The organism is Streptomyces sp. NPDC028928 (genome assembly GCF_055564915.1).
The window spans coordinates 114,385-126,994 of sequence record NZ_JBVHVI010000007.1; the positions used below are offsets into that span (position 1 = coordinate 114,385).

Annotated in this window: 14 protein-coding genes, 2 pseudogenes and 1 riboswitch; of the genes and pseudogenes, 9 read left to right on the forward strand and 7 right to left on the reverse strand. The window is 72.4% G+C overall.

The window, feature by feature from the left end; translation table 11 throughout:
• Nucleotides 1-5: 5 nt before the first annotated feature.
• The 5 genes from ACZ4U1_RS18370 (at nt 6) to ACZ4U1_RS18390 (ending at nt 4,496) form a co-directional block, all read left to right on the forward strand.
• Nucleotides 6-971 (forward strand): NADPH:quinone oxidoreductase family protein, encoded by a 966-nt coding sequence (locus tag ACZ4U1_RS18370; RefSeq protein ID WP_467904381.1) that lies wholly within the window; start codon nt 6-8, stop codon nt 969-971.
• A complete protein-coding gene (locus tag ACZ4U1_RS18375; protein ID WP_467904382.1) occupies nt 968-2,149 on the forward strand; it encodes an acyl-CoA dehydrogenase family protein in 1,182 nt (393 codons plus the stop codon). The genes ACZ4U1_RS18370 and ACZ4U1_RS18375 overlap by 4 nt, the downstream gene beginning before the upstream one ends.
• Nucleotides 2,146-3,219 carry an acyl-CoA dehydrogenase family protein gene (locus ACZ4U1_RS18380; protein ID WP_467904383.1) on the forward strand — a complete coding sequence of 358 codons (1,074 nt, stop codon included), beginning with the start codon at nt 2,146-2,148 and terminating at the stop codon, nt 3,217-3,219. The genes ACZ4U1_RS18375 and ACZ4U1_RS18380 overlap by 4 nt, the downstream gene beginning before the upstream one ends.
• Before the next feature lie 115 nt (nt 3,220-3,334).
• Complete coding sequence (locus ACZ4U1_RS18385; RefSeq protein WP_467904384.1) at nt 3,335-4,198, forward strand: phosphatidylinositol-specific phospholipase C/glycerophosphodiester phosphodiesterase family protein; 864 nt, start codon at nt 3,335-3,337, stop codon at nt 4,196-4,198.
• A gap of 103 nt (nt 4,199-4,301) precedes the next feature.
• Nucleotides 4,302-4,496, forward strand: coding sequence for a hypothetical protein (locus ACZ4U1_RS18390; RefSeq protein WP_358644418.1), 195 nt, complete (start codon nt 4,302-4,304; stop codon nt 4,494-4,496).
• A 14-nt stretch (nt 4,497-4,510) separates the two neighbouring features.
• On the opposite strand, the gene ACZ4U1_RS18395 is transcribed toward ACZ4U1_RS18390, so the two are convergent.
• Together ACZ4U1_RS18395 and ACZ4U1_RS18400 are read right to left on the reverse strand one after the other, a co-directional pair.
• Nucleotides 4,511-5,749, reverse strand: coding sequence for a phosphodiester glycosidase family protein (locus tag ACZ4U1_RS18395; RefSeq protein WP_467904385.1), 1,239 nt, complete (start codon nt 5,747-5,749; stop codon nt 4,511-4,513).
• Nucleotides 5,750-5,823: 74 nt separating this feature from the next.
• The gene (locus tag ACZ4U1_RS18400) at nt 5,824-6,183 is read right to left on the reverse strand and encodes a DUF779 domain-containing protein (RefSeq protein ID WP_467904386.1); all 360 of its coding nucleotides are present in this window, start codon (nt 6,181-6,183) and stop codon (nt 5,824-5,826) included.
• 124 nt (nt 6,184-6,307) lie between these two features.
• On the opposite strand from ACZ4U1_RS18400, the gene ACZ4U1_RS18405 reads away from it, so the two are divergent.
• A complete protein-coding gene (locus ACZ4U1_RS18405) occupies nt 6,308-6,808 on the forward strand; it encodes a hypothetical protein (RefSeq protein WP_467904388.1) in 501 nt (166 codons plus the stop codon).
• A 33-nt stretch (nt 6,809-6,841) separates the two neighbouring features.
• Entirely contained in the window at nt 6,842-7,564 is a 723-nt protein-coding gene (locus tag ACZ4U1_RS18410; protein WP_467904389.1) for a DUF2625 family protein, read from the forward strand.
• Nucleotides 7,565-7,605: 41 nt separating this feature from the next.
• Here ACZ4U1_RS18410 and ACZ4U1_RS18415 read toward each other — a convergent pair whose 3' ends face one another.
• The 4 genes and pseudogenes from ACZ4U1_RS18415 to ACZ4U1_RS18430 all read right to left on the reverse strand — a co-directional run.
• Nucleotides 7,606-7,779 (reverse strand): hypothetical protein, encoded by a 174-nt coding sequence (locus ACZ4U1_RS18415; RefSeq protein WP_467904390.1) that lies wholly within the window; start codon nt 7,777-7,779, stop codon nt 7,606-7,608.
• Between the two features lie 318 nt (nt 7,780-8,097).
• Nucleotides 8,098-8,736, reverse strand: coding sequence for a DedA family protein (locus tag ACZ4U1_RS18420; protein WP_467904391.1), 639 nt, complete (start codon nt 8,734-8,736; stop codon nt 8,098-8,100).
• A 105-nt stretch (nt 8,737-8,841) separates the two neighbouring features.
• On the reverse strand, nt 8,842-10,227 hold the full coding sequence (locus tag ACZ4U1_RS18425) for a glycoside hydrolase family 43 protein (RefSeq protein ID WP_467904392.1): 1,386 nt from the start codon (nt 10,225-10,227) through the stop codon (nt 8,842-8,844).
• 224 nt (nt 10,228-10,451) lie between these two features.
• Nucleotides 10,452-10,796: pseudogene (locus ACZ4U1_RS18430) on the reverse strand (hypothetical protein); the annotation flags it as partial.
• Between ACZ4U1_RS18430 and ACZ4U1_RS18435 the strand changes: the two are divergent.
• A pseudogene (locus ACZ4U1_RS18435) lies at nt 10,795-10,938 on the forward strand (DUF2201 family putative metallopeptidase); the annotation flags it as partial. The pseudogenes ACZ4U1_RS18430 and ACZ4U1_RS18435 sit on opposite strands and share 2 nt — an antisense overlap.
• A gap of 29 nt (nt 10,939-10,967) precedes the next feature.
• Here ACZ4U1_RS18435 and ACZ4U1_RS18440 read toward each other — a convergent pair.
• Nucleotides 10,968-11,846, reverse strand: coding sequence for an MBL fold metallo-hydrolase (locus ACZ4U1_RS18440; protein ID WP_467904393.1), 879 nt, complete (start codon nt 11,844-11,846; stop codon nt 10,968-10,970).
• A 13-nt stretch (nt 11,847-11,859) separates the two neighbouring features.
• Nucleotides 11,860-11,927: riboswitch (guanidine-III (ykkC-III) riboswitch) on the reverse strand.
• 99 nt (nt 11,928-12,026) lie between these two features.
• Here ACZ4U1_RS18440 and ACZ4U1_RS18445 point away from each other — a divergent pair.
• On the forward strand, nt 12,027-12,458 hold the full coding sequence (locus ACZ4U1_RS18445) for a DUF3592 domain-containing protein (protein WP_467904394.1): 432 nt from the start codon (nt 12,027-12,029) through the stop codon (nt 12,456-12,458).
• The last annotated feature ends 152 nt before the right edge of the window (nt 12,459-12,610 follow it).

A 12,610-nucleotide genomic window follows, 5' to 3' on the forward strand; every position in this document is an offset into this window, starting at 1 on the left:
ACCGCATGCAGGCATGGCAAGTGCACGAGAACGGCGAGCCGAGCGAGGTGATGCGGCTCCATGACGTCGAGCGGCCCACGCCCGGTGACGGCCAGGTCCTGCTCAGGGTGCGCGCCGCCAACGTCAACTTCCCGGACGCGCTGCTGTGCCGGGGCCAGTACCAGATCCGGCCCCCGCTGCCCTTCACCCCGGGTGTGGAGATCTGCGGCGAGACCGAGGACGGCCGCCGGGTGATCGCCAACCCCGCGCTGCCGTACGGCGGTTTCGCCGAGTACGCCCTCGCCGACGCCCGGGCCCTGCTGCCCGCGCCCGAGGCGCTGGACGACGCCGAGGCCGCGGCCCTGCACATCGGCTACCAGACGGGCTGGTTCGGCCTGCACCGCCGGGCCCGCCTGGAAGCGGGCGAGACCCTGCTCGTGCACGCCGCCGCCGGAGGCGTCGGCAGCGCCGCCGTACAGCTCGGCAAGGCGGCCGGCGCCACGGTCATCGGCGTCGTCGGCGGCGCCGGCAAGGCCGCCGTCGCCCGGGAGCTGGGCTGTGACGTGGTGATCGACCGGCGCGGCGAGGACGTCGTCGCCGCCGTGAAGGAAGCCACCGGCGGACGCGGCGCCGACGTGATCTACGACCCCGTCGGCGGCGACGCCTACGCCCAGTCCGCGAAGGTCGTCGCCTTCGAGGGCCGGATCGTCGTCGTCGGCTTCGCCGGCGGAACCATCCCCAGCCCGGCCCTCAACCACGCGCTGGTGAAGAACTACTCGATCCTCGGCCTGCACTGGGGCCTGTACAACACCAAGAACCCGGGGCTCGTCCGGCACTGCCACGAGCAGCTCACCGAACTGGCCGCCCGGGGCGCCGTCAAGCCGCTGGTGAGCGAACGCGTGCCGCTGGAGGGGGCCGCGGCCGCCGTGCAGAAGGTGGCGGACGGCCTGTCCACCGGCCGGATCGCCGTACTGACGGAGGAGGCAGCATGATCGACGCAGCGGAACTGCGCCGCCGCACCGAGGAGTTCCTGGCCGCGCACCCCCCGGCCGCCACCGACCGCCTGGAGTTCCTCCGCGCCCGCTTCGACGCGGGCCTCGCCTGGGTGCACTACCCGGAGGGTCTCGGCGGACTCGGCACCCCGCGCTCGCTCCAGGCCGTGGTGGACGCCGAACTGGAAGCCGCCGGCGCCCCCGACAACGACTCGCGCCGCAACGGCATCGGGCTCGGCATGGCCGCGCCGACCATCCTCAAGTACGGCACCGAGGAGCAGAAGCGGCGCTATCTGCGGCCGCTGTGGACCGGGGAGGAGGTCTGGTGCCAGCTGTTCAGCGAGCCCGGCGCCGGCTCCGACCTCGCCGCGCTCGGCACCCGGGCCGTCCGCGAGGGCGACGAGTGGGTGGTCAACGGGCAGAAGGTGTGGACGTCCGGGGCGCACAACGCCCGCTGGGCCATCCTCATCGCCCGCACCGACCCGGGCGTGCCCAAGCACGCGGGCATCACCTACTTCATCTGCGACATGACCGACCCCGGCGTCGAGGTCCGGCCGCTGCGCCAGATCACCGGCGAGGCCGAGTTCAACGAGGTCTTCCTCACCGACGTCCGCATCCCCGACGACCGCCGCCTCGGCGAGGTCGGCGACGGCTGGCGGGTCGCCCAGACCACGCTCAACAACGAACGCGTCGCCATCGGCGGCATGGCCCTGCCCCGCGAGGGCGGCATGATCGGCCCGGTCGCGAAGACCTGGCGCGAACGCCCCGAACTGCGCACCCACGACCTGCACCAGCGGCTGCTCAGGCTGTGGGTCGAGTCCGAGGTCTCCCGGCTCACCGCCGAACGCCTGCGCCAGCAGCTCGTCGCCGGGCAGCCCGGACCCGAGGGCGCCGGCATGAAGCTCGCCTTCGCCCGCCTCAACCAGGAGATCAGCGGCCTGGAGGTCGAACTGCGCGGAGCGGAAGGCCTGTTGTACGACGACTGGACCATGCGCCGCCCCGAACTCGTCGACTTCACCGGCCGGGACGCGGGCTACCGCTATCTGCGTTCCAAGGGCAACAGCATCGAGGGCGGGACCACCGAGATCTTGCTGAACATCGTCGCCGAGCGCGTCCTGGGCCTGCCCGCCGAGCCGCGCACCGACAAGGACGTCGCCTGGAAGGACCTCGCCCGATGACGGATCTGCTGTACTCCGAGGAGGAAGAGGCGCTGCGGGCCGCCGTCCGCGACCTGCTCACGGACCACTGCGCCGCGGCCGACGTGATCGCCCGCAGCGAGTCGGACGCCCCGCACGACCGCGCCCTGTGGAAGTCCCTCGCCGAGAGCATGGGCCTGGCCGGACTGCTGGTCCCCGAGGAGCAGGGCGGTCAGGGCGCGACCCACCGGGAGGCCGCCGTCGTCCTGGAGGAGCTGGGGCGGGCGGTCGCTCCGGTGCCGTACCTGACCAGCGCGGTCGTGGCCACCGAGGCCCTGCTCGCCTGTGACGACCGGGAGCTGCTGGGCCGACTGGCCTCCGGGCGCACCATCGGCGCGCTCGCGGTCGGCCTGCACACGGCCCCGGGCAGCGGCGTCAAGGCCGTACGGGTGGAGAACGGCCGTCTGCACGGCGAGTTGACGGGCATCGCGGACGCGGCCGTCGCCGACGTGCTGCTCGTCCCGGCCGACGACGGCGGCCTGTACGCCGTCGCCGCCGACGCCGTGACCGTCACCCCGCAGGTCTCCCTCGACCTGACCCGTCCACTGGCGGCCGTACGGCTGGAGAGTGCTCCCGGCCGCCGGGTCGGCGAGGCCGAACCCGCCGTACGGCGTGCCCTCAGCGCCGCCGCCGGTCTGCTCGCCTCCGAGCAACTCGGCGTGGCCGACTGGGCCTTGACGGAGACGGTCTGGTACCTGAAGGAGCGCAAGCAGTTCAACCGGCAGGTCGGCGGCTTCCAGGCGCTCAAGCACCGGCTCGCCCAGCTGTGGCTGGAGGTGGTCAACCTCCGGGCCGCCGCCCGCGCCGCGGCCGACGCGCTCACCACCGGCGAGGACACGGAGGTCTCGGTCGCCGTCGCGCAGGCGTACGCGGCACCCGTGGCGGTCCACGTCACCGAGGAGGCGCTGCAGCTCCACGGCGGGATCGGCATGACCTGGGAGCACCCGGTCCACCTGTACCTGAAGCGGGCCAAGGCGGACTCGATCGCCTACGGCACGGCGGGTACCCACCGCGAGGCGCTGGCCACGGTGATCGATCTCCAGGGGCCCTGACACCGACCGGCCACAAGTGAACAGAGGGCGAACTCCCCGCTCGGTGGGGTCGATCGGTGGTGTGCCGCACGCATACTCCCTTCGGCCCCATCCGGCATTCCCAGGGAGGCAGTGCATGGCCCTCACCACCCGTCGCAGCGCCCTCACCACCCTCGGCGCCGCCCTCGCCGGCACCCTCGCCCTGCCCGCGCACGGAGCGTCGGCCGGGCAGCAGGCGCATCGCCCGCGCCCGTTGCGGCACGCCCACGCCCACAACGACTACGCGCACGCGCGGCCCCTCCTCGACGCCCTGGACCACCGCTTCGGCAGCGTCGAAGCCGACATCTTCCTCGTGGGCGACCAGCTCCTCATCGGGCACGAGGCGTCCGGCCTCGACCCGTCCCGCACCCTCGAATCCCTCTACCTGGAACCGCTCGCCGCCCGGGTCGAGGCCAACCACGGTTCGGTCCACCCGGGCTCGCGCCGGCCGCTGCAGCTCCTCGTCGACATCAAGACCGAGGGCTCCTCGACGTACCGCGCACTCGACCGCCACCTGCGCCGCTACCCGCACCTGTTCACCCGGTACGCGCACGGCCGCGTCCACCCCGGCCCGGTCACCGCCGTCGTCTCCGGCGACCGCGCGGCCCGTACCCCGATGGAGGCGCAGACCGAGCGCCGCGCCTTCTACGACGGCCGGCTCGGCGACCTCGGCGGCTCCGCCCCGGCCTCCCTCATCTCGCTGATCAGCGACAACTGGACGCAGAACTTCGGCTGGACGGGCGTGGGGACCTTCCCGGACGCCGAGCGGCAGAAGCTGCGCGGCATCACCGCCGCCGCCCACGCGCGCGGACAGCAGGTCCGGTTCTGGGCCACCCCCGACACCGCGGGCCCGGCCCGGGACGCGCTGTGGACCGAGCTGCTCGCCGCCGGGGTCGACTACCTCAACACCGACGACCTCGCCGGCCTGGAGGCCTTCCTCGACGCCCACCCCTCCGCGTAAGACCACACGATCGGAGGACATGTCAGCAGCCCGGACGAACCCTCCGCTACGCCACACTTGCGGCCGAACGCCGCACACGGGGCGTGGCGGAGGAGGGTTCCCGATGGCCATTTCCATCTCTGTGGTGCTGCTGCTTCTGATCCTGGCCGTGATCTTCATTCGCAACTGCTCGCTGAAGATCTCCCATGCCCTGGTCTGCCTGCTGCTCGGCTTCTACCTGGCCAGCACCAGCATGGCGCCCACCATCCACAGCGGGCTCACCGCGACCGCCGACCTGGTGAGCAGCCTGCGGCCCTGAGGTCACCGCGTTCGTCATTCCGCGGAGAAGACGCCGATGCCGTTGGGCACCGGGCGTTCGGCGCCGCCGCTCGGGTGGTTGCGCACCGTCACGGCGGTGTCGTCGGTGCCGCGGGTGACCAGCTCCGTCGAGCCGCCGCCGTCGAGGTTGAAGGCGTCGGTGGCCCCCAGCGACCGCATGGTCTCGGCCTCCTCCGCGACGGTCAGGCCGGAGCGGTAGGCGGCGGAGCCGTCCAGCGCGAGGAGCAGCAGCCGCCGGCCGCCGTCCTTGAAGCCGACGACCGTGCGCACCGCCGAGGTGACATCGTCCAGGCCGGACAGCGGGGTGCCGCCGCGCAGGATCGGGAACCCGCCGATCGCGAACGTGTACGGCACCCCGGACGAGGCCGCCACCAGGGTGTGCGTGACCTTCACCGGGTCACCGACGGACAGCTTGCGCAGCTTCCGCGCGCCCTCCTCACGGCCCACCAGGACCGTGGTGTCCGCCGGGATCGTGCCGCTGCCCGGGGCGTCGGAGGCGGCGACCACCCGGCCGCCGCGCACCTTCACCTCGTACGTGTCGCTGCTGCACGGCGCCGACCGCTGGGTGTCGGTGCCGCAGACGGCCCGCACCCGGGAGGCGCTGCCCCAGCGGGCGGTGAAGGCGCCGACGGAGTCCACCGGGAGGGCGTACTGGTTGAGGCCCTTCAGCGACAGCTTCCCGTCCGGTGTGCCGACCGAGCCGGAGAGAGTGAGGCGGTCCAGGCGGGCCCGCCGGTCGGTGCCCACGCCGAACACGTCCCGGGTGCTGGTGCCCGGGGGCAGCGCGGGGCCGAACCGCTGGCCCTTCGGCACCGCGGCCTTGAGCATCTGCCCGTCCGCCACGGCCGGTCCGACGGCGGCGCCGGTGGCCTCCACGCCCGGGTGCTGCGTCTCGGTGATGTTGAAGAAGTCCCCGTTCACCCCGGCGACCGCCCCGGCCGAGTCCGCCAGCCGGGAGACGGTCGCCCGGGCCGCCACCGCGCCCGGGTACAGCAGGTCGACGCTGACGTGCGGATCGGTCAGGTCCACCGTGAGCAGGTGGGCGCGGGCCTTCCCCGCCGCCGTCCTGAGGTCGAAGTGCCGGTAGGAGACGCCCGGCGCGAGCCGCCTGCCCGCCGGTGCGGCACCGGCCGGTGCCGCACCCGCCAGGGTCGCACCGGTCAGCACACCGAACGCCGTGACCGCCGTGAGAACCGCTCTGCCCGCTGCCGAACGCCTGCGACGTCTGGTCACCGTGCCCCCTGATGTCTCGTCAACCGTCCTGTCCGCAGGGGCAGTGGACCAGACTCGGGCGGCGAGGGGGCCGACTAGGCGTCGACGACGCGAGAACGGGTGAGAAAACGCACTCCCTCGGGTGCCTCCAGCGAGAAGCCGCTGCCGCGTCCCGGCACGACGTCCACGATCAGCCGGGTGTGGCTCCACGCCTGGTACTGGCTGCGCGACATCCAGAACGTGACGGGCTCGGGCACGCCCGCCACCGTCAGCTCCGCCAGCAGCACGTCCGCGCCGCCGGTGCGGAACTCACCGTCCGGATAACACATCGGGGCGCTGCCGTCACAGCAGCCGCCGGACTGGTGGAACATCAGCGGTCCGTGCTCGGCACGCAGGCGGCGCACCAGCTCCGCTGCCTGCGGGGTGAGTTCGACGCGCGGGATCTCCTCTTCCATGTCACCGTCCTGGACAGCCGGGGGCGTCGGTCCGCTCCAGTCTCACGGGCGCTCACGAACCCGTCCAGAACGCCTCATTGCCGGGACGGACACGTTCCCGGATTCCGACAGGGACAATGGCGGTATGAGCCCTGCCTTCCCGACCCCGCCCGAGCCGTACTTCGTACCCGCCGGTGAGCACCCGCTGTGGGAGCAGGCGCTGGCCGCGGTCAACCGGGACCTGGCGGCGGCCCTGCCCGAACAGCGCCCGCTGCGCCTCCTCGCCTACCCGGCCGAGGGCGGCGAGCCCGAACAGGTGTATGTCGCGCTGGCGAACGGCGACGCGCACGGCACCTCCCTGGAGCCGGCCCGCTCCGCCGACGAAGCGCTGCCGGCCGTCGCCGAGGCCGCCCAGGAGACGGTCATGGAATGCCTGTGGCAGGTATGGCCGGTCTGCACCCTGCACGGGCTCGGGATGCACGTGGCCGAGGAGGCCGGGCGCCCGGTGTGGAGGTGCGCCGGCGGGGACCGCCAGGGGGAACCGGCCCACGTCCGCGCGGCGATAGGGGAGCTGGACACGGTGTACCGGCCCCGCCGCCCGAACCGCAAGCGCCGCAAGGACCGCACACCGCGCCGGGCCGGCTGAGCCCGGGCCGGACCCTGCTGCCATCATCGGGTGATGCGAGAGTTCGACGAGCTGGCCCAGGTGGCCGATCCGGCCTGGCCGCAGCTTCAGCAGGCGTTCGCCGCCGGCGCCGTACCCGTCCGGGTGCTGCCCGCCGACCCCGACGAGGGCCGCCGCTGTCTGCTCCAGCTCCAGGTCACCACGCGGTCGGCGCTCGGTGCGCTCACCCTGCACTGCGGCGGGCTCGTCCTGGACGACGGCTGGCTGCGGGTGTACGGCGCCGGCTCCGTGGCCGACGGGCTGCCGAGCCTGGGCCGGGTCAACGGGTTCCCCGGGGAGTTCGACCCCCGCTGGCACCCGGCGGCCGGGCTCGTCGTCGGCCATGACGTGCTCGGCGGCGTGTTCTGCCTCAACGGCCACGACCCCGCGGGCAGCGGCCGGCCGGGCGCCCCCGGGCAACTGACCTACTTCGCGCCCGACACCCTGGCGTGGGAGGCGCTGGACATCGGCCACTCGGCCTGGATCGACTGGCTGCTGTCCGGCGGGACGGAGAGGTTCTACACGGGGCTGCGCTGGCCGGGCTGGCGTGCCGAGGCGGCGGCCCTGGACCTGTCCCAGGGCATCAGCGTCGTCCCGTTCCTGTGGTCCGAGGAGGCGCACGAGGATCTGGCGGCCACCAGCAGACGCGCCGTACCGCTGCGTGAAGTGGTGGGCGTGGCCGCCGACTTCGCCCGGCAGCTGGGTCCGGCGGATCCGGGGTTCCTCGGTGAGCTGTGAGCGCACCCCGAGACCTCACCCAGCGGTGGCGGTCCGTCGCATCAGCAGCGCGTAGACCCCGGGGCCACCACCAGGCTCGCCGGCAGGGCCAGGCCGATGCCGCCCAGGGCGGCGGCCACCGGCCCGGTGTGGACGGTGTCGACGTCCTGCTCTCCGCCCGGCTGCTCGATCTCGGTGCCGGCGGGCTCCTCCGACCTGTGCGGGGCGGTGGCCACCGCGGGCGTCAGCGACGGGCTCGGAGCGCCGGACCGCCACGGTGAGTCGGCGCACGCCCACCGGCCCGACCCGCAGCGCTGCACCCCGGTGATCGCCGACCTGCACCGCGCCGGCGCTTCGCCCCGCTCGGCGCCGCCGCCTCCGTGCAGCCGACCTCACCGTGACGTGTGGGAGGCCGGGGCGCGGGTCGTCCTCGGCTCCGACTGGCCCATCGTGCCGTACCCACCGCTCCAGGTCTTGGCCGGCGCCCGGCCCCGCCGCCCCGCCGACCTCCCGGGGCCCCCGCACGTCCCCGGCCAGGCCCTCACGGCGCGCGCTCAGCCCGAGGAGTCGCGGCGCTTCCGGCGGGCGCGGAGGGCCTCCGGGAGCAGCGGCAGCAGCGACACCACGACCACCACGGCGACCAGCGGCAGCAGATAGTCGTCGATGTGCGGGACCGAGGCGCCCAGGGTGTATCCGGCGAGCACGAGCGTCTGCGACCACAGCACCCCGCCGACCGTCTGCCAGAGGGTGAAGGTCCGGGTGGGCACGCCCAGGGCGCCCGCCACCGGGTGCAGGACCGTCCGCAGCAGCGGTACGAACCGGCCGATCACCAGTGCCTTGCCGTAGCCGTAGCGCGCCAGCAGCCGCTCCGCCCGCGCCACCGCGCGCCGCACCCGGTCGCCGGACGTGCGCGCGAGCAGGGCCCGGCCGCCGTGCCGTCCGATGAGATAGCCCACCTGGCCGCCCGCCACCGCCCCGACCGCCGCGCACACCAGCACCTGCCACAGCGCCAGCCGCGGCGGCTGGTGGGCGCTGCCCGCGCACAGCACCCCGGCCGGGAACAGCAACGTGTCACCGGGCAGGAAGAACCCGACGACCAGCAGACCCGACTCGGCGAAGACCACCACCAGGACGCCCAGCGCGCCGAAGGCGGCGAGCACCGAGGCGCTGTCCATCGGGTTGACGGCGAGCACCGGCCGAGCCTCCTGGCCTCCTCGGGGACCTTTCCGCTCCCCAGCATCGCGCGCCGGGCGCCTTCGTGCGCGCCGTTCGGCCGTACGAAGCCCGTCCGCGCCGGGTCAGTAGCCGACCCGGAAGGTCGCGTCCTGCCGGTCGGTGGCCGTGGAGACCGGGTCGATCCGCAGGACGTGGTCGGAGTGGCGCAGATAGCGGGTGGGGTTGTTGTACGAGCAGAACGACGACCAGCTCGCATCCGCGAGGCCCGCCGTGCGCTGGAAGGTGGCGTCCGCCGCGAAGGCCGACGTGCCGTCGTCGGCGTCCAGGCGCAGCTGGTAGTCGTAGTGGCGCAGATAGCGGGTCGGGTAGTTCACCGACCGGAAGGACACCGCGCTGCTGTCGGCGAGGCCGGGCACGAGCTGCCACAGCGAGTCGGTGTACGGGTCGAAGGGGTACTCGTCGATACGGCCGACGTAGTTGGCGTGACGGACGTAACGGGCCGGGTAGTTGTACGACTTGAGCCGGTTCCAGGAGGGGGCGCCCCACCGGGCCACGAGGTTGTCGTACTCGGTGGTGCTGAGGGGTGTGATCCCGCAGTGCTTGGAGTTGACCGGCTGGGTGTAGGCCCTCTGGTCGAGCGCGGTCCAGGTGCCGGAGGCGAGGTCGGTGGTCTGCCAGGCGTAGAAGACACCGTTGGGCGTGTAGGTGTCTCCCCAGAGGTACCAGCTCCCGGCGTCGGGGGACCTGACCAGGGTGGGCGCCTCGGTGCCGCCGTGCGCGACTCCGGTGCTGAACTCCCGGAAGCTGCCCGGGGCGAGACTGGTGGAGCGGGCGCCGACCAGCGTCTGGTTCTTCTTGAAGTAGAGGTAGTTGACCCCGTTCACCCCCACCGCCATGTCCCCGTCGATCACGTCGTAGCCGGGGTCGAAGAAGACCTGCGGGGCGGAGGCGGTGACGAAGTCGGTGGTGTAGTTCACCATGATCACGTTGTGTCCGCTGGAATCGACCGCCGAGTAGATGAGCGCGTACTGGCCCCGCCCAGGGTCCCAGAACGCCTCCGGAGCCCAGGCGTGGGTGTTCAGGCCGTGCACCTTCAGCCGGTGGTAGCCGGTGAAGGTCCGCAGGTCGGGGGAGTTCCACACGTGCACGTACTGGCTGACGTAGCTCCAGTCCGTGCCCTTCAGGTCGGTGGCCAGGACGACGAACGTGCCGTCCTGCTTGCGCAGGATGAACGGGTCCCGCAGGCCGAGCGCGCCCTCGGTGGGGGTGACGACGGGCTTGTTCTGGTTCAGCGGCATCCAGTTGAGCGAGTCCGTGCTGACGGCCAGGTGGAGGCCGTAGTCGGTGCCGGTGCCGTTCGGTGACTCGGTGAAGTAGGCCATGGCGTACGCCGTGCCGGCGGCGTGGGCGGTTCCTGCGCCGGCACCCAGCGCGCCGGTGACGGCGAGGGGAGTGGCGGCGGCCATGCCGAGGAAGGCGCGGCGGGAGAGGTGGGGACCTGGGGTCATGCGTGCTCCAGGGGGCGTCGAAGTGGTCGATATGTCGAACGGGGTTCGGTTCTCCGGTCGGACGGTAGGGCTGTGGTCATGGCCGCGTCAATCACTCGGCCGGTGATGGCCGGGGCAGTACCCGTACCGGTGGGCGCGGTCAGTACCCGTACCGGCTCTTCAGTTGGCGTCAGAAGTCACGCAGCATCCAGGTGTCGAACTCGGTGATCCGGGTGGCGCTGCCGCCACAGCGACTGGTCGTAGTGCCGGGCCGTACCGCTCGGGCACTTCGAGTAGTCGCCGTCCTGGTGGAAGAAACGGCCGCAGTCGGGGGCGCACTGCGGGGCGCCGGCGCCGTCGAGGACTCCGGCGTAGACGTCGACGGAGTCGTCGGTCCACTGGAGCGTGGCGCGGTCCCTGACCGCCCAGCCGACGATGTTGACCGGCACGATGGTGTACGGCCAGGCGTTGTACCCCCTGCCGTTCACCACCATCGCCGCCATCCACGTGCCGAACTGCTTCTTCAGCGCGGCGTGGATCCGGTCGCGGAGGGCGGCGCTCACGGGCGCGTCGGACTCCCGGCGGACGCAGACGCCATGGCCCTCAGCGCAGCCGCCCTGCCGCACCGTCGTCGGACTCTTCCCCCGTCCCACGCGCGCCGTGGACGAGGACGATCCCGAATACGTCCCCGACGCCCCACCGCCCTGGCCACGTGTCGTCACCATCGGCTGAGAACCCGGCTCGCACACGCAGCGGAGTCGTCATGCGAAGGGCCAGAGGATGAAGAGAGGACAGGCGCGCCGGCCGGGCCGGTCGCCGATTTCCTCGATCGCCACCCGGATCTCGCGCAGGTGGCCGGCGGTCATCTCGAGGGGTGGTTCGTCGGGCTGGTAGGTGGTGCGGATCGGATAGTCCACCCCTGGCTGCCCGGTCATCTCGATGTGGCAGCCGAGCACATGGGTGACCGGTCGACGGTCGCAGAAAGCGATCAGGCGGTCGATCGTCCGGGCGAAGGCATGCCAGTCCTCGATGTAGAGCCGACCTGGATAGACCGTGTCACCGGTGAGCAGGAAGCCGGTCCAGGGGTCGTAGAACGTGACGGATGCCTCGTGGTGGCCCGGGGTGGCCAGACACTCCAGTACACGCCCGCCCAGGTCGACCCGCGCCACGGCTCGGGGGTCCGCGTGGAAGCCGAAATGCTTCCAGGCCGTGGACAGATCGGCGCCGACCACCGTGGTGTCGGGGCGGTCGGCGAACTGGCCGTCTCCCGCGATGTGGTCACCGTGCGGATGGGTGTGGAGCACCAGCAGGTGGTACCGCTCCCGGGGGTGGCGGGCGAGCCAGCCGGCGATCAGCTCGTCGACCACCCGGCGCAGCGGGAAGAACCGGGCGGATGCGGTGGCGCCGGTGTCGATCAGCACCGCCTGGGCGTTTCCGAACAGCAGAAACATGAACGGCGCCTCATAGTTGACCGCCTTGTTCTGCCGCAGGATGAACGTGTGCTCGTCGTACGGATGAACCTGGATGTCCGGATCGGTGTTGTGCTTGGCCGAAGGCGAGCCGTGAATCCACCGGACACCCAGCGGACGAGGCGGAAGAGGCGCCGACGTGAAATCGATCAGGTGTGCGCCCGCGTCCATGACGTCTCCTTCGAGTGCGTCGTCTTGGCGGGCCGGGTACGGCGCACATCTCGTCCGGGGCAAGCACCTACGAGCTGCCACGGCGAAATTACCACGACCGGACAACAGGACCGGGTGGCGGAGGACCGCCCCTGCCACCTGACACGCAACCGACATCCCAACGCATGCGTCGCAGGACACATGGAACGTGCATGGCTCTTCTCCCTCATCCCCCTGACGATCGGCGTGGTCTTCCTTGCGTTCGGTGTGCATGGTCTCCGCCGCGCCGGCGCGCTGCGCCGCACAGGCGTCGATACCGAGGCCCGGATCGTCCGGCACGAGGTCAGCCGGGGCGACGAGGGCGGCACGTTCTACCACCCGGTCGCGGCCTGGACGGCCCGAGACGGAACCGCGTGCGAGTACCCGTCCAGGTTCGGCCGCGGAACCCTGGGAAACACGTTCGCCGTCGGGGCGCGCGTCACGGTCCGGTACGACCCGAAAGCCCCACACCGGTTCGCGATCGAGGGCTGGGACATGAAGGCCGTCGACCTGCTGTTCACGGTGCTGGGATCGGTGTTGGCCATAGGCGCGGTGACGGTACTGCTCGTCCGGCTGCTCACACCACGGATGTAGACCAGTGGTCTGATGCGCCCCTGGTTTGCATGCGGTGGGCGGATGCGGCACGGCTGCTGTGAATGACAGCGTCGCACCCATGCGTACCAATTCTGGCGTACCCCACCGACGTTCGGCCGCGGGTACAGCTGACCGTCCGGTGGTCGGACCCT

Excerpts from the sequence above, each read along its gene's own strand:
- ACZ4U1_RS18410 (WP_467904389.1), top strand. The coding sequence starts at position 6,842 with ATGCGAGAGTTCGACGAGCTGGCCCAGGTGGCCGATCCGGCCTGGCCG.
- ACZ4U1_RS18425 (WP_467904392.1), bottom strand. The coding sequence starts at position 10,227 with ATGACCCCAGGTCCCCACCTCTCCCGCCGCGCCTTCCTCGGCATGGCC.
- ACZ4U1_RS18370 (WP_467904381.1), top strand. The coding sequence starts at position 6 with ATGCAGGCATGGCAAGTGCACGAGAACGGCGAGCCGAGCGAGGTGATG.
- ACZ4U1_RS18390 (WP_358644418.1), top strand. The coding sequence starts at position 4,302 with ATGGCCATTTCCATCTCTGTGGTGCTGCTGCTTCTGATCCTGGCCGTG.
- ACZ4U1_RS18445 (WP_467904394.1), top strand. The coding sequence starts at position 12,027 with ATGGAACGTGCATGGCTCTTCTCCCTCATCCCCCTGACGATCGGCGTG.
- ACZ4U1_RS18440 (WP_467904393.1), bottom strand. The coding sequence starts at position 11,846 with ATGGACGCGGGCGCACACCTGATCGATTTCACGTCGGCGCCTCTTCCG.
- ACZ4U1_RS18405 (WP_467904388.1), top strand. The coding sequence starts at position 6,308 with ATGAGCCCTGCCTTCCCGACCCCGCCCGAGCCGTACTTCGTACCCGCC.
- ACZ4U1_RS18385 (WP_467904384.1), top strand. The coding sequence starts at position 3,335 with ATGGCCCTCACCACCCGTCGCAGCGCCCTCACCACCCTCGGCGCCGCC.
- ACZ4U1_RS18375 (WP_467904382.1), top strand. The coding sequence starts at position 968 with ATGATCGACGCAGCGGAACTGCGCCGCCGCACCGAGGAGTTCCTGGCC.
- ACZ4U1_RS18380 (WP_467904383.1), top strand. The coding sequence starts at position 2,146 with ATGACGGATCTGCTGTACTCCGAGGAGGAAGAGGCGCTGCGGGCCGCC.
- ACZ4U1_RS18400 (WP_467904386.1), bottom strand. The coding sequence starts at position 6,183 with ATGGAAGAGGAGATCCCGCGCGTCGAACTCACCCCGCAGGCAGCGGAG.